Here is a 25,070-nt window from a genome sequence, read left to right on the forward strand (position 1 = left end):
GGAGAACCTTTTCAAGCATATTTGAATTAAAGGAACTTTCCCACTGTAATAATAAATAAAATTAAAGTGAGGTATAAATTATGGCCGAAATGTATATAGGATCTATTGTGGCATGGTCAGCACCATTTGCTCCAAAGTACTGGGCGTTTTGCAACGGTCAAGAACTTCCAATTCAACAGAATCAAGCTTTATTTGCTGTATTAGGATTTCGATATGGTGGAGACGGACAGAATACTTTTTGCTTACCAAACCTGAATGGACGTGTACCAGTAGGTGCTTGTGGGAAATGGGGAATGGGAGGAACTATACCTCAAGGGGTCACGCCATATAATTTAGTACAGACTGGCGGTGTGGAGAAAGTAACACTTTCTCCATTAAATATGCCACAGCATACTCATAGTGCAACTACGTCTACATCTAATTTAACTGTAAGTAATATGAACGTTGCAATCCCAGCCGCCTCTCAAGGGGGAGGAAGTAATTCACCAAATAATGCAAGTCTTGCAGCTTCTGTAGATCACGGTATGGGAACAGCAGATTTTTATACGACAGGAGCTACGGATACAACCTTGAAGCCATTTCTCATCTCTGGTGGAACAGTAAGTGGGAATGTAACAACTACGATTTCTCCAGCTGGACAATCGGCGCCCTCTGCATTGGATATTCGGCAGCCTTTTCAAGCAATGAACTATATTATTTGTATTCAAGGTTGGTTCCCTACTCCAGAATAAATAAAATCTATTTTTAAATTTAAATAAAATCAAAGTGAGGTATATTATGGCGGAGAATTACACAGGAACGATTGTAGCATGGCCAGCATCATTTGCTCCACAGGGCTGGGCATTTTGCAACGGTCAAGAACTTTCAATTCAACAGAATCAAGCTTTATTTGCTGTATTAGGAGTTCGTTATGGTGGAGACGGAAAGAATACTTTTTGTTTACCAAACTTGAATGGACGTGTGCCAGTAGGCGCGTGTGGGAATGGGGGAATGGGAGGAACTATACCACCAGGAGTCACTCCATGTAATCTAGGACAGACTGGTGGTGTGGAGAAAGTAACACTTTCTCCATTAAATATGCCACAGCATACTCATAGTGCAACTACGTCTACATCTAATTTAACTGTAAGTAATATGAACGTTGCGATTCCAGCCTCCTCTCAAGGGGGAGGAAGTAATTCACCAAATAATGCAAGTCTTGCAGCTTCTGTAGATCACGGTATGGGAACAGCAGATTTTTATACGACAGGAGCTACGGATACAACCTTGAAGCCATTTACTGTCTCAGGTGGAACAGTGAGTGGGAATGTAACAACCACGATTGCGCCAGCTGGTCAATTGGCGCCTTCTGCATTGGATATTCGACAGCCTTTCCAAGCATTGAATTTTATCATATGTATTCAGGGAATATTTCCTAGTCAACAGTAGGTGGTGCAAAATGCTAGATTCGTATACCATTTCTTTATTTGGTACATAGAGGGAATAGTTTTGTTGGAGGAGATATTTATGAGACAACGTTATAAGAAAATAGTAAGTATCCTACTAATCTTTCTATTATTTTTTCAATGGATACCCAGTGCATTTGCTGATTTTACACTAGCAACACCTCCAAGTGTAAACTATAAAGCAGTGGCTTATGGTGATGGTAAATATGTAGTTACTGATACTACTGGTAAGGCTTATTATTCAACAAATGGTTCATCATGGACACAATCAACTATTATAACTGCCTTACAAACAATTAACTCAGTAGTTTATGAAAATAATCATTTTATGGCAGTTGACAATTCATCTAATTTTTATACGTCATCAGATGGGCAAACATGGACAACAGCTACTTCAGTAGATAGTAGTACCCCTCTTCATTCAGTAACATATGGATATAATAAATATGTTACTGTTGGTAATTTAGGTAATATGTATGTTTCAAGCAATGGGGTGACATGGCAAAAAAAAACCCCACAGACAAATCATCTTTATGGTGTAATATACGCTAATAATCAATTCGTCGCAGTAGGTGCTGGTGGAACGATATTAACATCTCCAGATGGGGAAAATTGGTTATTGCAAACCTCTAATACCAAAAATATTTTAAGATCTGTAATTTATGCAAATGGTCAATATGTGGTCGTTGGTCAAAATGGAACGATTCTCACCTCACCAGATGGGGAAAATTGGACAATCCAATACAATTTACCAGTAGATGCGATGTCTTTCCTCTTAACTAGTGTATCTTATGGAAATGGTCATTATGTAACAGTTGCAGCTTCTGGTAAAGTATATTACTCTAAAGATGGAATAAATTGGTATGAACAAGCGGTTGGTTTAGGTAAAACTATTTTACAGGGGGTTACTTATGGAAATGGCCAGTTTGTAGTAGTTGGTAATAGTGGAACTATACTGTATGGGAATCCAGATGTACCGACTCAAGCACCCGCAGTTATAACCTTAACCCCAGCGACAAATATTACGAGTACAGGTGCAACGGTAGGTGGGGAGGTAACTTTTGATGGAGGGGCCGAGATTACAGAACGTGGAATTGTGTATTCAACGAGTACCGAACCAACTACGGAGAATAGTGAGAAAGTAACTGCTATTGGAACAACGGGAGCGTTTAGTGTTGATCTATCAGGTCTTAATCCAAGTAGTACTTATTATTACCGAGCGTACGCGAAAAATTCGGTGGGAACTAGTTATGGTGAAAATGAGATGTTTGAGACACTAACTGTTTTGCCAGAATTGGGAGGCACGGTAAGCATCACAGGAGAGGCTAAGTATGATGGTGTGCTAACCGCGGATATTAGTGGTATCACGTATACACCAACAACGACAGCGGATGTGCCGACCTATCAATGGTATAGAGGGAACACGGTAATTCCAGGAGCGACCTCATTCACATATACGTTGGTAGAGGCCGATATCGGTGAGAAACTCAAGGTTACAGTTAGTGCCGATGGAACGCATGCGACAGGAAGTGTAACGAGTGGAGCGACGGCAACTGTGGAAAAAGCGAATGGTCCAAGTGCACCGTCAGCACCAACTGACGCCAGTAAAACGCCGACAAGTATTACGCTAAATGGAGTAGCAGGTCAAGAATACAGTAGAGATAACGGGACGACCTGGCAGGATAGTCCGATCTTTAGTGGACTCACTCCAGATACGGAATATATGTTTATCACGAGAGTGAGAGAAACTGCGACTCATAAGGCATCACTAGTAAGTGCAGGGGCACCAATCCAAACTCAACCTGTAGCGATTCCAGTAATAGGAGGCACGGTAAGTATTGCAGGAGAGACAAAGTATGGAAACGTATTAACCTCGGATATTAGTGGCATCACGTATACACCAATAACGTCATCAGATGTACCAACCTATCAATGGTATAGAGGGAACACGGTAATTCCAGGGGCGACCTCGTCCACGTATACATTGGTAGAGGCGGATATTGGTGAGAAACTCAAGGTTACAGTTAGTGCCGATGGAACGAATGCGACAGGAAGTGTAACGAGTGAAGTGACGGCAACTGTGGAAAAAGCAGATGGACCAAGTGCTCCATCAGCACCAACTGAAGCCAGTAAAACAACAACAAGTATTATGCTAAATGGAGTAGCAGGTCAAGAATATAGTAAAGATAACGGGACGACCTGGCAGGATAGTCCGATCTTTAGTGAACTTACTCCTAATACTGGGTATATGTTTATCACGAGAGTGAAAGAAACGGCAACTCATAAAGTTTCGTCAGTGAGTATAGGAACACCGATCCAAACTCAACCTGTAGCGATTCCAGTAATAGGAGGCACAGTAAGCATCGCAGGAGAGACAAAGTATGGCAGCATGCTAACCGCAGATATTAGTGGGATCACATATACGTCACCGACGATAGAAGATGTGCCAACTTATCAATGGTATAGAGGGAACACGGCCATTTCAGGGGCGACCTCACCTACGTATACGTTAGTTCAAGCAGATATTGGAGAGACGATTAAAGTTACAGTCACTGCCGATGGAACGAATGCGACAGGGAGTATAACGAGTGGTGAAACAGCTTTCGTGGAAAAAGCGGATGGACCAAGTGCTCCGCCAGCCCCAACCGAAGCCAGTAAAACATCGACAAGTATTACGCTAAATGGGGAAGTAGGTCAAGAATATAGTAAAGATAACGGGGCAACGTGGCAGGATAGTCTAATTTTTAATGGACTAATCCCTGAAACGGAGTATACATTTATCACGAGAGTGAAGGAGACACCCACTCACAAGGCATCACTGGTAAGTACAGGAACATCGATCCAAACACAAACTCAAACTCAAACTGTAGCGGTTCCAGAAATGGGAGGTACGATAAGCATCACGGGAGAGACGAAGTATGGAAGCGTATTAACTGCAGATATTAGTGGGATCACGTATACGCCACCAACGACAGCAGATGCACCAACCTATGAATGGTATCGAGGGAACACGGCCATTTCAGGAGCGAACTCTTCCACATATATGTTGGTTCAAGCAGATATTGGAGAGACGATTAAAGTAAGAGCCAGTGCCGATGGAACAAATGCAACAGGAAGTGTAATGAGTGGGGAAACAACTATTGTGGAAAAAGTGGATGGACCAAGTGCTCCGCCAGCCCCAACTGTAGCCAGTAAAACATCGACAAATATTACGCTAAATGGGGTAGTAGGTCAAGAATATAGTAGAGATAACGGAACAACGTGGCAGGACAGTCCGATCTTTAGTGAACTAACGCCTGATACAGAGTATACGTTTATCACGAGAGTGAAAGAAACGGCGACGCACAAAGCTTCATTAGTAAGTGCAGGAACCCTAGAGAATACTTCTGTGATGAGTACGTTTACTATCACCTACAACGGCAATACAAACACAGGAGGCACAGTTCCAACAGATAGTGTAACGTATGAGCAAGGAGAAACTGCAACAGTTCTGGGTAATATAGGAAATCTAGTAAAAGTGGGTTACACGTTTGAGGGCTGGAACATGCAAGCAGATGGAAAAGGAATAGATTATGCACCAGATTCAACTTTCATAATGGGTAGTGGAAGTATAATATTATATGCAAAATGGAATCCAGTGACTGTGACACATACGGTAAGCTTTGATGTGGCTGGCGGTAGTGCTGTCTCAAATCAGACGGTAGTACATGAAGGAAAAGCAAGTCAGCCAACGAAAGCGCCAACGAAAGCGGGCTATACATTTGGTGGCTGGTATACAAGTAATGCCTACACAACACCATATAACTTTAATACTGCAATTACAGCAAACACAGTGATCTATGCAAAATGGATTAGTAATAATACAGGTGGGGGCAATACTGAGCCTTCACCAAATCCTGATTCTGGTTCATCAACACCTTCAACTAATGTAGAGGAAATTGTGGTAGATGTTGAGTCTGGTGATGGTGACCTAGTTTCTAAAACAACAATAAAACGAACAAAAAATGTAGATAACACTATAAACGATGAAGTGACATTAACGGCACAGAGTGCAACAGAGACAATTAGAAAATTAAAGGAACAAGGAAATGATAAAGCAAGGATTATTATCCCAGACGAGAAGGATCAAGTAAATCAAGTCCAAGTGTCCATTCCTAAACATGTGCTGTCACTTTTGCAAAATGGAGCAGTCCATCTCGAAATTGTTACCGATAACGTTAGAATTGAAGTTCCAAAAACTTCATTGGAAATGTTTAGTGAAAATCTATACTTCCGACTCGTTCCGATAAAAGGGCATGATAAACAGCTAGAGATTGTAGAACAAGCCAAAAGGGAAACCGTTGTGCAGCAATTGGTAGAAGGTGCGGTTGTAGAGTTACTTGGTCGTCCAATGAGCATTGAAACCAATATGCAAAGCCGTCCTGTTAAATTAACATTGCCGTTGCCTACAGATTTAACAGATGAACAATTTGCCAATTTGGCGATCTTTATCGAGCATAGTGATGGCACAAAAGAAGTTGTACGTGGGAAGATTGTAGAATATCAAAAGGGAATAACAGGTTTACAGTTTGAGGTGAATAAATTCTCCACCTTCTCCATTCTCTACTTACCAGAGAAGGAAGAAGAAGTGAAGGAGCCAATTACTGAGGGTGTTACCCATCTACCTTACATTCAAGGCTATCCAGATGATACCTTCCGTCCAAATGCTCCTGTTACACGCGCACAAATGGCGAGTATGTTTGCACGTCATATAACTAACAATGACATCCCGGAGGCAAGTGCAACATTTACGGATACTGTGAAGCATGATGCTAAAGATGCTATAGAATTTGTAACAGAAACAGGACTATTTAAAGGAATTACTGCAACAAGTTTTCAGCCAAACGGTTCGATTACGCGTGCACAGATGGCTACAGTGGCAGCCCGCTGGATAGAACAGCAATGTGTAGAACGTCCTGATGCCGATTTCTGTCCACCAACCTCACAAAGTCCAGCATTCAAAGATGTGAGCGTCCATCATTGGGCAGTGAAAGCAATTGATACTGTCAATGCAGCGGAAATTATGACAGGAATAACAGCCGATACATTCAATCCAGATGGATTTTTAACACGTGCACAAGCAGTGAAGGTATTAAATCGACTGTTTGAACGTCAAGTTCTTATTGAAGATCAAACACCATTATTTAAAGATGTTCCAAAACACCATTGGGCATTTTATGAGATTCAAGAAGCCGCAAAAAAATAACCAAAAAGAGGGTACGCGATTCGTAATGTAATCGCAGTGCCCTTCTTTTTCATGGCTCGAAATGGAATTTATATCCCGAACCCCTCACTGTTATAATCTTTGCTCTATGGCCAGCAACGGATTCTAGCTTTTTACGTAAATTACTAATATGAACCTTCAATGCCTGTGTATGCCCGATACTTTCCTCTGCCCAAATAAGCTTATACAGCTCTGATGGGGGAAAAATTTGTCCTGGTCGTTGTGCTAGAAAGAAAAAAATTTGAAATTCCTTTGTAGATAGGGCTAATGCTGTGTTACCGATATATACTCTTCCAGAATGAACATGAAAGTGAAAATCCTCTATTATATGAGCTTCTTCCTCTATGTGGTGTACAGCAGCTTTAACTTGAAATTGCTTTCTACGCATGGATATTCTCTTGATTGTCTTCATTAAACGCTCTTTCTCAATAGGCTTTAAAATATAGTCAACAGCCTGTACATTAAAAGCTTCTATTGCAAAACGCTCATAGGCAGTGACAAATACAATATCCATTAAAAAAGGAAGGTCTGCAATCTTACTAGCAAATTCAATACCATTCATTTCCGCCATATCTATATCTAAAAAAAGAATATCAGGTTTGAGTGTAGAGATGTTTGCTATAGCTTCTAGTGGATTTACGAATTTTCCGATAATAGTAACAGCGCTATTATCATGTAATGTAGCTTCTAATAAATTGATTGCTAAAATTTCATCATCAACTATGATGGCTTTTAACATTTTTTCACCTCTTATCATCTAAATTTAGAATATTATGTAGGGCGACTTTTCGTCATCAATTCTATACTTGCCTGTAGCAATGGAGGGTAGAATCTAAAATTATTCATTTCTAGATATTGTGTAATTTTTTGGAGGTTAATAATCATTTACCCTCCAATCTAATAGATCATTACCTGCAGTAAAGCAATTCTTTTCTCCTTTAACTGATTTAAGTTTATTAGTATTCTCGCACTTTAGTAAATGAGATGCATTTCCCAAATCGTGATGTATTATGAGTGGATAATAAAATATGCCTTTCTACCCATATTATAGCATGCCAATAGTTAACGAAAAATAGATTAAACCGTGTATCATAATCTAATGCTAAAAATTTTAAGTTAAGTGTATTTGTGCATTTTGTGTATTTAAAGTGCATATACTTACAATCACTCTGTTTTTTGCTTATAATGAGAAAGTCAGAATTATTTCTGAAAAAAGTAGCCACAAAGTGAGCGATTGCGATTGAAAAAATTATTATATGGTATCTTCTTTGTTGTTTTTATAGTCATTTTTTTGTACGTAAACAATCACTGGCTAGTCGTAAGTAAACATGTGTTTGAATCAGAAAGTGTGCCTGACAGCTTTGATGGGCTACGCATTGTACAAGTTTCGGATTTACATGACGCTGTCTTTGGTGACAAGCAACAAAAATTGATTGCTAATGTAAAGGATACAAAGCCTGATTATATTTTTATCACAGGTGACGTGATCGATAGTAATCGCTATAATTTAAAACAAAGTCTACAAGCAGTGGAAGGACTAGTTAAAATAGCGGATGTTTATTATGTACTAGGAAACCATGAGGTAGCGTCAAATAAGGTGAATGAAATTTATGAGGCGCTGTCATCGTTAGGGGTACATATTATGTCCAACGAATCGACCGTGTTAGAGCGCGACGGGGAGCGCTTGGCGATTGTTGGTATTGAGGATCCGTTAATGGGTAGAACAACAGAAGATATGCTGGACATTGCAACGGCCTATTTGCCAGACGATATGTTTAAGTTGTTACTAGCACATAGACCAGAACTATTTAATACGTATGTAAATTACCACATAAATTTAGTATTTTCGGGACATGCGCATGGTGGGCAAGTTCGTATTCCTGGGCTTGGAGGACTTGTTGCACCAGGACAGGGGCTGTTTCCAAAATATACAGCTGGTGTCTACGAAGCAGGCGCGACGAGAATGGTAGTTAGTAGAGGGTTAGGTAATAGCTCAGTACCATATCGCATTTTTAATCTACCAGAAATTATTGTGATGGATCTAAAGAAAAAATAAGCACTGCGTAAAATTTACGCAGTGCTTTCAATTTGTTTGCGTTCTATACGTTTAACGAGGTAAATACTTATTTCATACAAAATAATCATCGGTATTAATACGAGTAACTGACTTATAAAGTCTGGAGGCGTGATAACAGCAGAGCCTACGCCCATTGCGATATAAGACCAGCCTCGTATTTTTTTCATGGATTCAGCAGTCAGTACACCAATGGCTGATAAGAATAGGGCAACAATCGGTAACTCAAATAATAGACCAAGCGGTACTGTAGTCATGATTAAAAAGTGCATATATTCATTTGCTGATACCATGACATCGAAATTGGTAGCTCCAATGCTTACTAAGAATGTATAGCTAAGTGGGTTTACGACGAAATAACCAAAAGCTACTCCTACTAAAAATAGAACTAACATGATTGGTGCATAGAGGCCTAAAAATCGACTTTCCTCTTCTTTTAAGCCTGGTTTAATAAAGCTCCATAGAAAGTGGACGAGGAAAGGCATTGCAAGACCAAAAGCTAAAGTAGTTGAAATCGTCATGTAAAATTTAACTACTTCTAGCGGTCCTAAAATAACGAGTGAGTGACCTCGCGTTATAAATGGAAACCAAATATTAATAGTAGAAAAGACAACAATGAAAAATAAAATAAAAACCGTTAACCCTTTGATAATTTGCTTACGTAAATCACTAAGATGCTCCAATAATGAGGTAACAGGTATCAGGGGTTCATCTGACACATGATCCTCTTCAATTGCTACCGTAGGTATTTCAACTAAAGCCTCCACTGGTTTTGGAGGCTCGGCTTGTGGTTTATCTAGAGGGCTTAAATATTTTCTTTTTCCGTCTTCATATGGATCCATAGGAAACCCTCCTACGAAGCATCAGATTTTTTTTCGACCTTTTTCACGGTATCATCTTCATCATCCATAAGTCCCTTAGTAGACTTTTTAAATTCTGCAAACGTTTTACCAACCGCTCCACCGATTTCTGGTAATTTTTTTGGGCCAAATACAATTAATACAATCACTAAAATAATGATTAATCCAGGTACTCCAATTGCTCCTAGACCTCCCATAAGTCTTGCCTCCTTTAGAATGATTTTTTATACTAATGAACCACCTGATTGACTGTATTTGATGACTCCCTCAGCACAACGGTAGGCAAGTGCCCCTAATGTGCCGGTTGGATTATAACCACTATTGTGTGCAAAGTTGCCTGCACTTACTGCGAAAAGGTTATCAACATCCCAGTGCTGTAAGTAATTATTCACAACACCTTGTTCTGGTGTTAAGCTCATTACCGTACCACCAGTATTATGCGTTGTTTGGTAAGGTACGATATTGTAATCGGTAATTTCTGCGTTAGGGACAATTGTTTTTGCACCCATTTCCTTCATAATGTCAGCTGCACGTGCAGAGATGTATTTATGAAGAGCTCGATCTTGATCAGTAAAATTGTATGTTAACTGAGTTAATGGTAGCCCGTAAGCATCCTTATAGGTAGGATCCAGCGATATATAGTTTTCCTTATGTGGCATAGATGCTCCTTGCGCACCAATCCCAAATGAACGTGTATAGTAATAAATAGATTGCTTTTTAAATTCTGGTCCCCAAGTAGGCGTATCAGGCGGGGTTGGATTTGAGCCGATTGGTCGTGTACCTGTCTGTGTAAGCGCAATATTACCTCCGTGAATAAAATCTAAATCACTATGGTCAAAATTATCCCCATTGTAATCGTCTATACACATGCCTAACGAACCTGCACCCATAAATGTATTGTATTGTTCCTCGAAGAACCCAGCGGCACCAGGCAAGATTTGATAACAATAGTTTCTGCCAAGTGTTCCTTTGCCAGTAGTAGGGTCATATCTTTCACCAATGTCAGAAACCATTAATAGCTTGGCATTATTAAAGACATAACTAGTTAATACAACAGCGTTAGCTGGCTGAATGAATTCTTCTCCCGAAACAGTATCGATATATCTTACACCTGTAGCCTTGTTACCTTGCTTTAAAATTTCAACAACATTGGAATTGAAGCGTAAATCAAAATTTCCTGTCTTGAGGGCTGTAGGGACAACTGTAATTTCTGCAGATGACTTTGCACCATATTCGCATCCAAAGCGTTCACAAAAACCACAATATTGGCAAGCGTTGATCGTTTCGCCATCTGGGTTTTTATAAACCTCTGATACGTTAGCTGATGGAACCATATAAGGTGTTAGCTTCAGGTTTGTTGCAGCTTTTTCGAATTGTGCAAGCATAGGCGTTTTTTTCATAGGCGGTGTTGGATAGGGATTCGAACGCTTTCCACTAAATTTATTTTTATCATCACCCGAAATACCAGCTGTTTTCTCGAACTTATCGAAATAGGGCTCTAGCTGATCATATGTTAAGCCCCAATCCTGAATCAGATAATTCGGTCCCAGCTTATTAGGTCCATAACGTTTATCTGTTAATGTTTTGATTTGGAAATCATAGGGTAAAAATCGATAAGTCATGCCATTCCAGTGTGTTCCTGATCCACCCAGACCCTCTCCAAGTAGGAAGGAGCCAAGCTGACGCATTGGTAATGCCTTCATATTGCGATCATTACGAAAGCTTACGGTCTCTTTAGAAAGATTTTGCATTAAATCATATCGGATGGCATAACGGTATTCGTCATGAACATTTAAATAATCCTCGGTCCCACGCTTTTGACCTCGCTCTAAACCGACTACCTTTAAGCCAGCTTTAGCACATTCTGCAGCAACGATACCGCCAGTCCAACCTACACCAACTGTTACTACGTCTACACTCGGTAATGTTTTAGCCATTTTTTATCCCCCCTTAATGGTTGCCTAATGGATTAGGCTCAATTTTTTGGAACTTGGCATCTTCTATTTGTGTAATATAAGCCATCTGGTGACCAGGGAAGCCCTTCATACGCCAGCCATCCATATTGCGATTTCCTCCATACATAGGGTCAGAATAAGCTCCCTCTAATGTTGCTGCTCGTAATAATGTAAAGAAGAACGCGGAAGTAACCCCAACCATTTCTATGTCACCTTTTTGGAAGGCAGTTAATATTTCATCCATTTGTTTGCCATCTAAATCGTTAAAGCTTTTCTTATAACGCTTTTGTGCTTCATCCTCCATTTTTTGGATACCCTGTCTAAAAATTTCCGCTCGCGTTAAACGGCTCTGGTAGCCTTGAGTTGGGGCACCTACATCAAATGGACCTTGCATATATTCTTTAGAGTTACTCCCATAATTTCCTGCAAGTTGATGATCGATAAAATAGGGAACGTCTAAACCAATAGCTCCTGGTCCCAAATCGTCCTCTGGAAAGATACGTTCCGTGGCCTTTGATAAGATACTAAAATCTTTTTCATTTCTGAAAAACATCTTAGCTTTTGGTGAGCCTGTGGCCTCATTCGTTGTTTCATGACCACCATGCTCTAGGGTAGAAGTACCTTTACCATTGATGTTGTAACCAACTAATCCTCCAATTAAACCACCACCGACTAATGTACCAGCAGCAATACCTGTAGTTTTTAAAAAGTCTCGACGAGAAACATTATTTTTGTCTGAACTCATGGAAGTCCTCCCCTCAAAATGTGTTAAACGGATCCTATCTTTAATAATCAGCAAAAAATGTGAATTATAATCAATTTTTGTTGGAAAATGTTTTAATTTCCTCCATTAGCATGATGTACTCTCCTTTTAAATGACAAGAGGGATCTATGAATTGAAAATTTTGTAGAAAATTGTTAGCACTATAAAGGTAGTGTAAATGGTATCATTATACATTTATTAATCATATTGGAAAACTTTTGTTGACTTCTACTTTTAGTGACTTTACTCTGAAGTTATGTAAAAATATGCGGATTGTATAGCTAAAAATGGAAGAAGTGAGAAAAAGAGAAATGTGGTTAAAAGGAATTGGCGGTAAATTAATTGTTGCAATTATAGCTCTTGTATTTGTAACATGTGGCACGCTTGGGCTATCTACTTGGATAAATAGTACAAAAGCCGTGAATGAGCAAGTGGAATCTAATTTGGTATCTAGAGCAGAGGATGTTTCCCAATACATAGAAGAACACTTCCAATTAACACTAGTGGAGGTGGAGGCAATTGCAGAGCAAGAGGCAGTTCGGAGCATGGACTTTGAAAAGCAAAAGCAGTATCTATCGAAACGTCTTGCCGGTAATGAGAATTATTTAGGTTTTGGCATTATCGATGCTAATGGAGTTGCCCATTATCTGGATGATACAACAGCTGAACTAGGGGATCGTGATTACGTAAAAGAAGGTTTTACTGGTAAGTCTGTCATGTCAGAAATTACGATTAGTCGTGTAACAGGTGAACCAGTCATTTTAATTGTTTCTCCAATTGATACAGTGACAGGTGAAAAAGCCTTATTATTAGCACGTATTGACGGCTATTACCTATCTAAAATTGTAGAAGACATTAAGGTTGGAGACAGTGGCTATGCATTTATGTTAGACGCTAACGGAACAATTATTGGACATAATAATCACTCGTATGTGAAGGAGCAATACAATCCAATTAAGGAAGCAGACAAAACAGGTATCAAGACAGGCAGAGCAATGGCTGCTAAAGAAATGATTACTAATGATAACGGTTATTTTACTTTTAAAACGGAAGATACAGGAACTAGTCTAATGGGCTATCATACCCTCGATAATGGTTGGAAAATGGGGGTTATCGCACTAGAAGATGAGATGCTTTCAGGGCTTACTAAGCTTAAGACCAACTTCATTGTCACTACGATCATTGTTTCGATACTTGGGCTATGCATCTCATTTGCCATTTCTCGCTCTGTTAGTAGACCACTTCGACATGTACTTCGCATTAGTGAGGGCTTATCGAATGGAGACTTTACACAGGAGATTCCAGAAAAATATTTGAAACGTATTGATGAAATGGGAACGATGGCACGTGCATTAGATCGCATGACTGATAATATGCGGGAAATGATAGCCAAAGTGAGTCAAGAAGCAACGGCAGTGAATGAAGCTGCGTGTGATTTAATGGGAGATGTAAATGGAGTAACAAAGCGTTCAAAGCAAATTGCTGGTGCAATAAGTGAAGTAGATCGAGGGGCACAAAGCCAAACTGTGATGGCAGAGGAAAGTGCCTCAGCAATGGAACAAATGGCAATAGGGATACAAAATGTAGCTGAAGTTGCCTCCTCAATTGCTTGTAATACAGATTTTATTTCCCAGAAAATTAGTGAAAGCAATCATGCAGTTCAACAATCCGTTCTATGTATGAATGAGATTCAGCAAGGCACAACAGATGAACTATCAATTATTCACAAACTAGAAAAAGAGTCAGAAGAAATTAGCTTAATTTCAAAAATGATTACCGATATTTCCGATCAAACAAATTTATTGGCATTGAATGCCTCTATTGAAGCAGCACGGGCTGGAGATGCTGGTAAAGGCTTTGCCGTTGTAGCAGAAGAAGTTCGCAAGCTATCGGAGCAAACAGCAGAATCAGCTACTAAAATTAATGTGCTCATCGAAAGAGTTCAATCTTATACATTAGAAGTAGTAAAAGCAGCGGAATCTGGTGAAGATAATGTTGAGCGTGGTTTAGCTTCCATTGAGGCAGTAGGAGAACGCTTCGAGGAAATGGTTCAAGCAGTAGGAGAAATAGCAGGTCAAATTGAAGAAATGAATGCTTCAGCTGAACAAATGTCTGCCAACACGGAGGAAGTTTCCGCGTCTATGGAAGAAATGGCAGCTACTGCACATGCGGCCAGTGATTATGTGCATGAGGTAACAGATGCAACAGCGGAACAGTTGAAGACGGTAGCAGTAATGAACAATCAAACTGAAAAACTATCAGAAATGGCAAAACGTTTATATGAAGCCATTCAAAAATTTAAATATTAAATTAGAGAGGAACTGTCTATTAATGATAGCTCCTTCAGAGTGTTAAAAAACAAAATCATTCATACAATTTTTGTGAAAGGTGAAGATGGATTACCGCTCCATGCAGGGGCTCGTCTGTCTCGCTATCCCACGGTTGTCAGACACCCCCTGGAAAGGACGCTGGCGGAACGAAAATCAACCCCTCACCTTGTCAAAAATTCTTTTTCTGCTAGTAACATTGTCTTTTTTCAACAATATAGGAGGAGCCGTAATTTTAATAACAGCTCCTCTATTATAATGCAATTAAGCGTCTTGCATCGCTGCTAGTAATTCTTCTTTCGAAACGGTGCAATCGCCACCACCTTGTACCATTTGGTCACTTCCGCCACCTTTACCATTAATAAGAGGTAGTGCCTTTTGGGCAACATCCTTCATGCTTTTTGAAACATTATTCCCTCTTGCTGCGACGAATTGTAGTTTGCCTTCATTTTCAGATACAAGTAGAGCTATTACATCTTTTTGTTCCGTAACAATCAAACGTGCTATTTTTTGTAGCTCTTGCATTGTTCGCTGATTAAAAGCAGCTGTTACGACACCTTCGCTATTAACAAGTGCCCTTGCTTCATACGTGAGTAATTCCTCTTTCGCAGCAGCGAGAGCCTTTTCTGTAGTTTTTTGAGTAGATAAAACTTTTGAAAGTGCTGTGGCAGCTTCAATCTCAGGGACACTTAATTGACGAGCAACGTCCGCTAATACTTTTTTACGCATGCCAAGCTCAGTCAAAACGCGTTGACCACACACAAAAGAAACGCGCACATTGCCCTTCATTTTCTCCGTACCTAATATTTTGATGGTACTAACTTGCCCTGTGGATGTAGGGTGAGTGCCACCACAACCGTTGTAATCAAAATTAGGGATAATCACAAGTCGGATGTCTCCCGTCACTGCGACTTCTTTACGAAGATTATAGTTGCCCAGCTCTTGCTCTGTAACCCAGGTAGTTTGAATAGGGCGGTTCTCTAAAATTATGTCATTGGCTCTTGCTTCTGCCGCTGCAAGCTGTTGCTCAGAAATCATTTCTATAGCAAGATCAATTGTTACTTGCTCACTGCCTAGATGAAAGCTTACAGTCTGCGCATTAAAAAGCTCTACAAAAGCAGCTGTTAAAATATGTTGGCCAGCATGTTGCTGCATATGATCAAATCGTCTTGGCCAATTTAATTTGCCATGTACGACACCATCTAAAGTCGATAGATCACCTTCAATATAGTGACGAATTTCATCATCCACTTTTTCAACATCTATGACCTCCAACGCATTCAATGTACCTGTATCGTGAGGTTGACCACCACCAGTGGGATAGAAAGCGGTGTTCGATAGTACAACATACTGACGGTCGAATTCATCAGTTCCTTTACTAATAATAGTTGCATCAAACTCTTGTAACATAACGTCTTGATAATATAATAGCTCTTTCATGAAAAAGCCTCCTCGTATGTAGGGAAATTTAGTTCTAAATTAATTCCATTTCATTGTGGCATAATTAACTACAGGTGTATACGGGTTTTCTAGTTGACCCATGCTGAAATTGATTTAATATAGAAAAGAACAGCTAAAGAAAAAGGAGCAAATATAATGGAAATTACACAATTCTCAATGGAAGAAATTTTAGACCCAACAAATATTATTGAAGGTAAGCGTTATGAATTTATTCTGGATGTAGAAATTGATGAAGAGGATGAGCTTTACCACGAAGCTGGTATTGAAATTCGTGTCCTTATAGGTGAAAAAAACGAAGAACCATTTATATTAAATTACTTCATCATGGAAAAGGCTGAAGGTGAATATTTAGACTTTGCATTAGAGGATGATGAACTAGAAGAAATTTTGACATTCTGTAAAGAAGAAATAGCAAAAGCATAGTAAGTAACAGGTAGAGAGTATATATTCTTTACCTGTTTTTTTATTGAATTAAGGATTATGTAAGCTTGATGAAATATACATGTAGTATTGAAGGACTAAACTTAGTTTTAGTGTTCAGAAAATAGGGCAATTTAAAGAGAGAGGTGTTTCTATGTCAACGTACACACAATCCATTTTTATAGCATTTTTCATAACCATTATTTTATCCTTTGTACTATTTATACCATGGCTAATTTATACGTATCGCAAGTATGGATACTTATCGATGTCCAAAACCATTATCATGTTCTCATTTATTTTTTACTTTTTATCTGCGCTTTGCTTAGTATTACTACCATTTCCGTCTACAAGAGATACTTGCTCACTTCAATCCGCAGACACCGTTCATACTAATTTGCGACTTTTTCAATTTGTTGATGATGTTTTAAAGGATAGTGGCGTTGTTGCCACAAATCCATCTACATGGCTTGCTATCACAAAACAGCAGGCATTTTTTCAAGCCTTCTTTAATTTCTTACTATTAATGCCATTCGGCGTTTACTTGCGATATTTTCTTAAAGAAAGAAGGTACTGGAAACGTGCATTTTTAATTAGCTTTTTGCTAACATTGTTTTATGAGGTCACACAAAGAACAGGCATTTATGGCATCTTTAATTGCGCATACCGAATCTCTGATGTCGATGACTTATTACTAAACAGTATAGGTGCGCTCCTAGGTTTCTTCCTAGCACCAATTGTTTGGGCATTATTCCCCTCTCATGAAGAGGTTGAGACTAAAGCTGCTGAAATGGAAAAAAATGATATTGTTAAGCCGATTTCTATTTTACTAGCATTGGTCATTGATTTATTTATCGCCCAATTGGTTTGGGTGATTATTGGTGTTCTGACAGGGTATAGCGGTACTTTTGAATTTTTAGTGAAAATGGCTCTGTACATTATACTCTTTGGTTTGCTACCAAGTATGATGAATGGCGCAACGCTTGGTATGAAGGTGATGCGTTTTACAATGGTCAACAAGAATGGTAAAAGTATTGTAAAGCAATCATGGCGTCGTTGTATTGCTATTATCGCTACCTTGTGTTTATCAGATGCCATTACAACATTAGGTGACATTCAATTAGATATGGATTCATCATTTTATGTTCTACAAATTGTCATTTCTCTACTTGCCGCAATAGCAGGTTTTACACTTACAATGATATTAGCCGTTCATGTAGTAAGAGTCATCGTAAGTGGTGGAAAACGACGTTTGTATATCGATCAATATGCTGATTTAATGGCAACAAGGAAAAAATAAGGGGGCTTGTAGAATGAAATACGTCATCATTGGGGGAGATGCTGCAGGTATGTCTGCAGCAATGGAAATCTATCGAAATGTTCCAGGAGCAGAAATAACTACTTTAGAACGTGGTTTTATTTATTCATATGGGCAATGTGGATTGCCTTATGTTGTAGATGGTCGTATTTCATCAACCAAACGTTTAATTGCGAGAGATGTCGAAACTTTTCGAGATAAGTATGGCATTGATGCAAGAGTTGGCTATGAGGTAGAGAATGTAGATATAGAGAAGAAGGTTATTACAGGTACACAAGCAAGTGGCGACAAATTTGAGATTACCTACGATAAACTTCTTATTGCAACAGGTGCTAGTCCAGTCATGCCTGTGAAAAAGGGGAATGAGCTAGATGGTATCCATACGGTAAAAACAATTCCTCAACTGGAAGATTTGATGGCAGATTTAACACCAGAGATTGAGCAGGTAACCATCATAGGTGGTGGCTATATTGGTTTAGAAATGGCTGAAACAATACATGCCTGTGGGAAAAAGGTAAGACTTGTTCAGCGCGGAAGTCATGTGGCCCGTATTTTAGATGAAGAACTTGCTCAGCATGTGCATGAGGAAGCGAAAAAGAACGATGTAGAGCTGTTATTAAATACGAGCGTTGAGGCTTTTGAAGGAAATAAACGAGTGGAACGTGTTATAACAGATAACGGCGTTCTAGAGACGGATTTAGTCATTGTCGCTTCAGGCATAAAACCAAATACACAGTTTTTAAAGGATACTGGGATTGCACTTGCAAAAAATGGGGCGATCATTGTAAATCGTCATTTAGAGACTTCCCTTGAAAATATTTATGCAGCTGGCGATTGTGCAACTCACTTTAATATTGTGAAAGAACGTTTAGATTATATACCGTTAGGAACGACTGCCAATAAGCAAGGTCGTTTAGCAGGTCTCAACATGTCAGGCAAATTTGCTCCGTTTAGAGGAATTGTGGGCACATCTATTTTAAAGTTCTTCAATTTAACTATTGCTACAACAGGCATTAATGAGCGCGATGCTAAAGAGCTTGGTTTTGACTATGAGGCATTTAAATTATCTGCACGCCATATAGCTGGGTATTATCCCGGTGCACAACGTATGTTTATAAAAGTGGTCGTTCGCAAGCGCGATCAATTGTTATTGGGTGCGCAAATCGTGGGACCAGTGGGAGTCGATAAGCGTATCGATGTGTTTGCGACAGCATTATATAGTAAAATGACCTTACCTGATTTGCTAGATTTAGATTTGGCCTATGCACCACCATTCAACGGTGTTTGGGACCCTTTGCAGCAGGTGGCAAGAATGAATGGACGTTTATAATAGGAGGTAGAGAGATGAGCATTTATGATATTAATGTAACTTTAGAAGATGGTACTATCTATAGCCTTGAACGTTATAAAGGAAAGCCGATGCTAATTGTTAATACAGCTTCTAAATGTGGCTTTACACCACAATTTGAAGAATTAGAAGGTCTCTATGAAAAGTATCAGGAGCAAGGTCTGGTTGTACTTGGTTTTCCATCAAATCAATTTAAACAAGAGCTAGCGACAGCTGAAGAAGCGGCCTCCCAATGTCGATTAACCTATGGTGTGACATTTCCCATGCATGAGATTGTTAAGGTGAATGGTAAAGAAGCACATCCTATTTTCGATTATCTTACTTCCCACTCCAAAGGATTTTTAGGCAATAGTGTTAAATGGAACTTTACAAAATTCCTTGTAAACCGTAATGGAGAGGTTGTTGGACGCTACGCCTCAGCAGATAAGCCAAGTAGCTTTGAGGAAGATATTCAAAAAGTATTAGCTCAATAGATTAGAAAGGTTCATGCACAACTTGTGTATGAATCTTTTTTTGTTTATAAATTCCAAAAAGCAGTGGATTTAAGGTTGCTGTAAGCTTGCGACAAATTTGCTGTAAGTTTGGGGTCGTATACTAAAGTCAGAAAGAAGAGGTGAGCGTATATGACGCCATTATTAAAGGTACAAAACGTTGGAAAAACTTACGGCAAAGGCGCAAATACTTTTACAGCGCTATCGAATATATCATTTGAAGTAGCAAAGGGAGAGTTTGTTGGGGTAATGGGTCCTTCTGGGGCTGGGAAATCTACGCTTCTTAATGTATTAGCAACGATTGATACGCCAACGACTGGTGAAATTATTATTGAAGATACTAATTTGGCACGTATGAAGGATGCTGAATTAGCAGATTTTCGTCGAGATAATTTAGGGTTTATCTTCCAGGATTATAACTTGCTTGATTCTTTAACAGTGCGCGAAAATATTGTTTTACCACTAGCGATTGCAAAAATGCCGACAAAGGCTATTAATGCGAGAGTTGATCGCATTGCTGCATTGTTTGGAATTAGTGATTTATTAAACAAATATCCTTATCAAATTTCAGGTGGGCAAAAGCAGCGTACAGCCTCATCGCGAGCATTAGTGACACAACCGAAACTAATTTTTGCCGATGAGCCTACAGGTGCGCTAGATTCAAAATCTGCAACCGATTTATTAGAAAGCTTAAGTGATTTAAACCAATCTCAAGCCGCAACGATTATGATGGTTACTCATGATGCCTTTGCAGCTAGCTTCTGCCAGCGCATTCTATTTATTCAGGATGGACAGCTATCTAAGGAAATTCAACGTGGGACTCTAACGAGGAAGCAATTTTTCCAAGAGATCTTGCAGGTGCTATCTAGCATCGGGGGTGGAGTAAATGACGTTATTTAGTTTAGCGCGTAAAAATGTTCAACGCAATTTATCGAATTACTTTTTATATATTGCCTCAATGGTATTTAGTATCGTTATTTACTTTACGTTTGTGACACTCAAATATAATGATGACCTTTCAGCCTTAAAGCAATCGTCACAACAAATTAAAGGATTGATGAGTGCCTCGTCAGTCGTACTTCTGTTCTTCATTGTCATCTTTATGGCCTATTCCAACTCGTTTTTTATGAAGAAGCGGAAAAAGGAAGTAGCCCTTTACTCGTTACTAGGCGTACGTAAGCAAAAAATTGGCTTAATGCTCTTTTTTGAAAATTTAGTCATAGGGCTTGTCTCTCTTGTGTTTGGTATCCTTCTAGGTTTCTTTATGTCCCAAGGGCTATTAATGATACTAGTACGCTTAATGGGCTATGAAGTGGTTGGTAGCCTGACATTTTCAATGGAGGCACTAATTAATACAACGGGCATTTTTACACTACTGTTTTTATTCACATCTTTACAAGGTTACCGTGTAATTTATCAATTTAAGCTAATTGATTTATTCCACGCAGACAAACAGGGAGAGCAAATTCCACGTGCTTCATTAGTAGCTGCTCTACTCGGCACTGTACTTATTGTATTTGGTTATTATACAGCTGCCTCTGATATGTTTACGAGTGAAATATGGCGATTCTTTACGGTGTTAGGTACGCCATTAATGGTTATAGGGGTGACAATTGCAGGGACATACCTTCTATTCCATAGTGTGAGTGTCTTTGTGTTAACAGCATTAAAGAAAGCAACATCATGGTCCTGGAAGGGTTTAAATTTAATCGGTGTTTCTCAATTATTGTATCGTATTCGAGCCAATGCCAAATCGTTGTCAATCATTGCAATTTTAAGTGCCACTACGATTACAGCAGGTGGCGGTGTCTTCGGTATGTATTATAATGCAGAAGCTTCTGTACGTCAGATGCTGCCAAACACATTTATGTGGAAAGGCGAGACAGTAGAATTTTCACAACAAGATGTCTTATATAATGAAGCACTGGCTGTGAAAAATTTACGTGTAGATAATGAATTCTCATTTTTCGAATATACATTACTTAAGGAATCGGACTATAATCGTTTAGCGAAATTACAAGGCAAGGATAAAGAGCTACACATTCCAGAGGGTTCTACGGTTTTACTTGATGCAGCCTATGATGAACGATTTTCACATGATTATACAGGTGAGGACTTTAAGCTACAAAACGGAGACTCCTTCCATGTAGAGAAGATGTACACGGAAAGCGTGTTAAACTTTATAGCAGCTGGAATAGTTCTCGTTGTGAATGATCAAGAGTTTAAAGCTACTGATGCCGATGAAATTATGATGCAGGTTGTTGGATTGGACAATGATTTGAAACAACAGGATGTGTCGAAAGACATTTACCAGCAGTTGTCTTCTGAACAACAAGAATCATTTTCTAGTGTACCGCAAAGCTATGAGGATAGTTTAGCAACAGTTGGTGCTCTATTGTTTGTGGGAAGCTTCCTAGGATTGGTTTTCCTAGCAGCAACGGGCAGTATCATCTACTTCAAAATTTTAACGGAAGCCGAAGAAGATCAGGCAAAATATGCTATTTTAAATAAAATTGGTGTAAATAGTAAGCAAATCTTAAAGACAGTAGCAGGACAGGTCGCTGTTATCTTTAGTGCGCCACTTATTGTGGGGATTGCACATAGTGTGTTTGCATTACTAGCATTTTCACAGCTATTTAACATGAATATTACAAAACCAGTCATCTTGTGGATGATTGCATATTCAGCTATTTACTTTATTTATTATATCTTTACCGTTCGTTCGTTTTATAAAATAGTGAGACAGGGGAATTAATATGAAAAAAGTATTTTTCGGAATAGGTGCATTGTTCATCTTATTCGTAGCAGGGTTGATTGTATTGATGACTGTAGATTTTAACCGATTAAATAAAGATACCTACTATGTTCATATCACGGCTGATGGTGAGGTAGAGGAGTATAAGGCAGATAGTGGTGAAATCTTTAAAATGTATTGGTACGAGCTACCTACTTACGATAAAAATGGGGAAGAAAAAACATTAAAGTTTTCCGCTCATAAAAATTTACGCCAGGATGCTTATTTAAAGCTTTACGTGAAAAAGGAAACAGAAGTTACTTCATTTGATGAAGTAAAATTCCATGAATTACCTGCTAAAGTACAGGATCAAATGAAATAGCACAAAGTAGGAGTCTCAAAATTTGAGACTCCTTTTTTTCCACACGAAAGTTCAGTGCAAAGTATTTAGCGTTTAAATCAACTTGTTAAATTTAGTTTATTTATTTAGTTCCTTTTGTAGATCAATAATAACGCATGTACCTTTTCCTTTTTCCGAGGTGATGGTCACTGTTCCTCCATGGGCCTCAATGATATCTCTAGCAATAGCTGTACCTAAACCAGTCCCAGCAGTATTGTCCGTATTTGTGCCACGGTAATAGCGTTCAAAAATATGTTCTAGATCCTCTGGGTCTATCCCTTTGCCATTGTCAGAAATTGTAAGAGTATGCTCATCAACAGACACGTGGACAGATACATCGGGAGCATTATGAAGCAATGCATTGTGTAAAAAGTTCATGATAGCTCTGCGCATAAAATGTTCATCGATTTGATGAAGACTGTTCGCAGTTGTCGCCTCAAACGTTAGATTAGCTTGTTCATATTGTGGTGTATTTAATGTTTCAATCACTATCTCTCGAATAAAAGGCACCATGTTAACTTCATTTAGTGTAAGTGGAAGCTGTTGATGTCTTAAACGCATCGTTAAATTTAAGTCATCCAGTAGATTTTGCATATGCAATGATTGTTTTTCTATAACTTTTGCGTACTCGATTTGCTCAGTATTTGTTATTTGTGCATCATTCAATAGTTCTGCATAACCTCGAATAGAGGCAAGTGGCGTTTTCATATCGTGGGAGACATTACTAATCCATTCTTCACGCATAATTTCTAGTCTCTTTCGCTCCTGTTCATGGGCTGCCAATTCTCGTGATACTTCATTTAAGTTTTCAAAAACCGGCTTGTAGACACCACCAGGAGTCTTAATAGACGTATGATCATGATTCTTTAAATGGTGAATGCGATCTATCATCGCATAAAGAGGTTTCGTTAATGTACGACCAAAAAGCCATCCTACTAATGTAGCTACTAACAAGTCCGCAATCACGATGAACAGGCCAAATTTCCCTATAAACTGTAAGAGTGATGTACCAGAAACATGCGTAACAAGCCTTGTAACACCGCTACCTTTAATACCAATTAAATAACTAAAGGGATCCTTACTGCCAATATACACCGTAGTATCAGAATCGAATTCTTTATATTTATATACTTGAATTAAGTCGATAGGTGCATAGTGCAATGGTGCTTTATCTGGTGCAAAATGAGAATCAATCACTTGACCATTTTCATCAAGCAATTGTATCCAAGCATTTCTTTGATGCAATTGTTCGAGTCCATCTTCACGTATGGAGGTTGCTCCATTTTTTATCTCGATATGTTTTTGAAATTCTCGCACAAAGTTTTCCTCTTCGGTGGCAGAAACACCTTCAGAGTCAGTTGTTAGCCGATAAGTAAGGAGTCCCATGAAGATAGCTGTATTGACAAAAATAACAATGATGACGATAGAAAGTACGGAAAGGAGAAAGCGAGCGGTTAATTTCCACTTCATTCTTGTGCCTCTTTGGGCATGACAAACTTATAGCCAAGTCCTTTTACAGTTGTGATATATAGAGGATTAGACGCATCCTGCTCAATTTTTTCACGCAACCGGCGAATATGCACCATAACAGTGTTATCAGAACCGAAGAAATCCTCTCCCCATACACGTTCAAACAATGTTTCTTTACTTAAGATTCGATTGGGATTGTGCATAAAGCACGCCATTAACCCAATTTCCTTAGCTGTTAACTCCAATAACACGCCATTTTTATGCACTTCAGTTTCATCGGCATTCAACTGAAATGGTCCAATTTGTAGTGTTTTTTCAACAATATTCGTTATGGTATCTTGTGTTTGATAGCCAGCTCTACGTAATTGCGCCTTCACACGATAGGCTACTTCTTTCGGGCTAAAAGGTTTTGTAATATAATCGTCTCCGCCAATGGCTAGTCCTAAAATTTTATCAATTTCCTCATTTTTAGCAGACATGAAGAGCACAGGGACATGGGATACTTCACGGATACGTCTACATAAATCGTAACCCTCACCATCGGGAAGCATGACATCTAGAAGAATAATATCGGGTGTTGTTTGTTGAAAGCTTGTCCAAGCATCGCGAATGGTACTAGCTGTATAAATTTGTTTGTAGCCCTCTTTTTGTAAGCTTACTTTTAGTAGATTCGCTAAATCTGCCTCATCATCCACTACTAAAATGGTTGGTTCTTGCACTTGTTCACACGACCTTTCGATT

General features: G+C 39.0%; 20 protein-coding genes. 12 read left to right on the forward strand and 8 right to left on the reverse strand.

Annotated features, from left to right (window positions below; genetic code table 11):
- Window positions 1-80 precede the first annotated feature (80 nt).
- The 3 genes from HCH28_RS13685 to HCH28_RS25055 all read left to right on the forward strand — a co-directional run bounded on the left by HCH28_RS13685 (window position 81) and on the right by HCH28_RS25055 (window position 6,690).
- Window positions 81-731 (forward strand): phage tail protein, encoded by a 651-nt coding sequence (locus HCH28_RS13685; RefSeq protein ID WP_221681350.1) that lies wholly within the window; start codon window positions 81-83, stop codon window positions 729-731.
- Between the two features lie 46 nt (window positions 732-777).
- The gene (locus tag HCH28_RS13690; RefSeq protein WP_221681351.1) at window positions 778-1,428 is read left to right on the forward strand and encodes a phage tail protein; all 651 of its coding nucleotides are present in this window, start codon (window positions 778-780) and stop codon (window positions 1,426-1,428) included.
- Between the two features lie 78 nt (window positions 1,429-1,506).
- Window positions 1,507-6,690: an S-layer homology domain-containing protein gene (locus HCH28_RS25055; protein ID WP_255601391.1), complete on the forward strand. Its 5,184-nt coding sequence runs from the start codon at window positions 1,507-1,509 to the stop codon at window positions 6,688-6,690.
- A 49-nt stretch (window positions 6,691-6,739) separates the two neighbouring features.
- Here HCH28_RS25055 and HCH28_RS13700 read toward each other — a convergent pair whose 3' ends face one another.
- Window positions 6,740-7,447: a response regulator transcription factor gene (locus tag HCH28_RS13700; protein WP_221681352.1), complete on the reverse strand. Its 708-nt coding sequence runs from the start codon at window positions 7,445-7,447 to the stop codon at window positions 6,740-6,742.
- Between the two features lie 501 nt (window positions 7,448-7,948).
- Between HCH28_RS13700 and HCH28_RS13705 the strand changes: the two genes are divergently transcribed.
- The gene (locus HCH28_RS13705) at window positions 7,949-8,764 is read left to right on the forward strand and encodes a metallophosphoesterase (protein ID WP_221681353.1); all 816 of its coding nucleotides are present in this window, start codon (window positions 7,949-7,951) and stop codon (window positions 8,762-8,764) included.
- Between the two features lie 14 nt (window positions 8,765-8,778).
- On the opposite strand, the gene tatC is transcribed toward HCH28_RS13705, so the two are convergent.
- Genes tatC through HCH28_RS13725 form a run of 4 tightly spaced genes read right to left on the reverse strand, consistent with a single transcriptional unit; the run spans window position 8,779 to window position 12,342 of the window.
- Window positions 8,779-9,624 carry a twin-arginine translocase subunit TatC gene (tatC, locus tag HCH28_RS13710; RefSeq protein WP_048390786.1) on the reverse strand — a complete coding sequence of 282 codons (846 nt, stop codon included), beginning with the start codon at window positions 9,622-9,624 and terminating at the stop codon, window positions 8,779-8,781.
- A gap of 11 nt (window positions 9,625-9,635) precedes the next feature.
- Entirely contained in the window at window positions 9,636-9,839 is a 204-nt protein-coding gene (gene tatA / locus HCH28_RS13715; protein WP_048390784.1) for a twin-arginine translocase TatA/TatE family subunit, read from the reverse strand.
- 27 nt (window positions 9,840-9,866) lie between these two features.
- Complete coding sequence (locus HCH28_RS13720; RefSeq protein WP_221681354.1) at window positions 9,867-11,579, reverse strand: GMC family oxidoreductase; 1,713 nt, start codon at window positions 11,577-11,579, stop codon at window positions 9,867-9,869.
- Between the two features lie 13 nt (window positions 11,580-11,592).
- Window positions 11,593-12,342, reverse strand: coding sequence for a gluconate 2-dehydrogenase subunit 3 family protein (locus HCH28_RS13725; RefSeq protein ID WP_131522166.1), 750 nt, complete (start codon window positions 12,340-12,342; stop codon window positions 11,593-11,595).
- 329 nt (window positions 12,343-12,671) lie between these two features.
- On the opposite strand from HCH28_RS13725, the gene HCH28_RS13730 reads away from it, so the two are divergent.
- Complete coding sequence (locus HCH28_RS13730) at window positions 12,672-14,669, forward strand: methyl-accepting chemotaxis protein (RefSeq protein WP_221681355.1); 1,998 nt, start codon at window positions 12,672-12,674, stop codon at window positions 14,667-14,669.
- 282 nt (window positions 14,670-14,951) lie between these two features.
- Here HCH28_RS13730 and HCH28_RS13735 read toward each other — a convergent pair whose 3' ends face one another.
- On the reverse strand, window positions 14,952-16,127 hold the full coding sequence (locus HCH28_RS13735) for an alanyl-tRNA editing protein (protein ID WP_221681356.1): 1,176 nt from the start codon (window positions 16,125-16,127) through the stop codon (window positions 14,952-14,954).
- A gap of 156 nt (window positions 16,128-16,283) precedes the next feature.
- Here HCH28_RS13735 and HCH28_RS13740 point away from each other — a divergent pair, with 156 nt between their 5' ends.
- From HCH28_RS13740 to HCH28_RS13770, 7 genes are all read left to right on the forward strand, one after another.
- Complete coding sequence (locus HCH28_RS13740; RefSeq protein WP_004233902.1) at window positions 16,284-16,571, forward strand: DUF6509 family protein; 288 nt, start codon at window positions 16,284-16,286, stop codon at window positions 16,569-16,571.
- Between the two features lie 151 nt (window positions 16,572-16,722).
- A complete protein-coding gene (locus tag HCH28_RS13745) occupies window positions 16,723-17,868 on the forward strand; it encodes a VanZ family protein (protein ID WP_221681357.1) in 1,146 nt (381 codons plus the stop codon).
- 13 nt (window positions 17,869-17,881) lie between these two features.
- On the forward strand, window positions 17,882-19,216 hold the full coding sequence (locus tag HCH28_RS13750; protein WP_221681358.1) for an FAD-dependent oxidoreductase: 1,335 nt from the start codon (window positions 17,882-17,884) through the stop codon (window positions 19,214-19,216).
- Between the two features lie 14 nt (window positions 19,217-19,230).
- A complete protein-coding gene (locus HCH28_RS13755) occupies window positions 19,231-19,707 on the forward strand; it encodes a glutathione peroxidase (RefSeq protein ID WP_004233894.1) in 477 nt (158 codons plus the stop codon).
- A gap of 150 nt (window positions 19,708-19,857) precedes the next feature.
- Complete coding sequence (locus HCH28_RS13760; protein WP_221681359.1) at window positions 19,858-20,625, forward strand: ABC transporter ATP-binding protein; 768 nt, start codon at window positions 19,858-19,860, stop codon at window positions 20,623-20,625.
- Entirely contained in the window at window positions 20,612-22,480 is a 1,869-nt protein-coding gene (locus HCH28_RS13765) for an ABC transporter permease (RefSeq protein ID WP_221681360.1), read from the forward strand. The genes HCH28_RS13760 and HCH28_RS13765 overlap by 14 nt, the downstream gene beginning before the upstream one ends.
- 1 nt (window position 22,481) lies before the next feature.
- The gene (locus HCH28_RS13770; RefSeq protein WP_004233888.1) at window positions 22,482-22,841 is read left to right on the forward strand and encodes a YxeA family protein; all 360 of its coding nucleotides are present in this window, start codon (window positions 22,482-22,484) and stop codon (window positions 22,839-22,841) included.
- Window positions 22,842-22,937: 96 nt separating this feature from the next.
- On the opposite strand, the gene HCH28_RS13775 is transcribed toward HCH28_RS13770, so the two are convergent.
- A complete protein-coding gene (locus HCH28_RS13775; RefSeq protein ID WP_221681361.1) occupies window positions 22,938-24,329 on the reverse strand; it encodes a sensor histidine kinase in 1,392 nt (463 codons plus the stop codon).
- Complete coding sequence (locus HCH28_RS13780; RefSeq protein ID WP_221681362.1) at window positions 24,326-25,048, reverse strand: response regulator transcription factor; 723 nt, start codon at window positions 25,046-25,048, stop codon at window positions 24,326-24,328. The genes HCH28_RS13775 and HCH28_RS13780 overlap by 4 nt, the downstream gene beginning before the upstream one ends.
- Between the last annotated feature and the right edge of the window lie 22 nt (window positions 25,049-25,070).

Origin of the sequence: Lysinibacillus sp. K60 (assembly GCF_019731275.1) — a bacterium.
Lineage (GTDB): Bacteria > Bacillota > Bacilli > Bacillales_A > Planococcaceae > Lysinibacillus > Lysinibacillus capsici.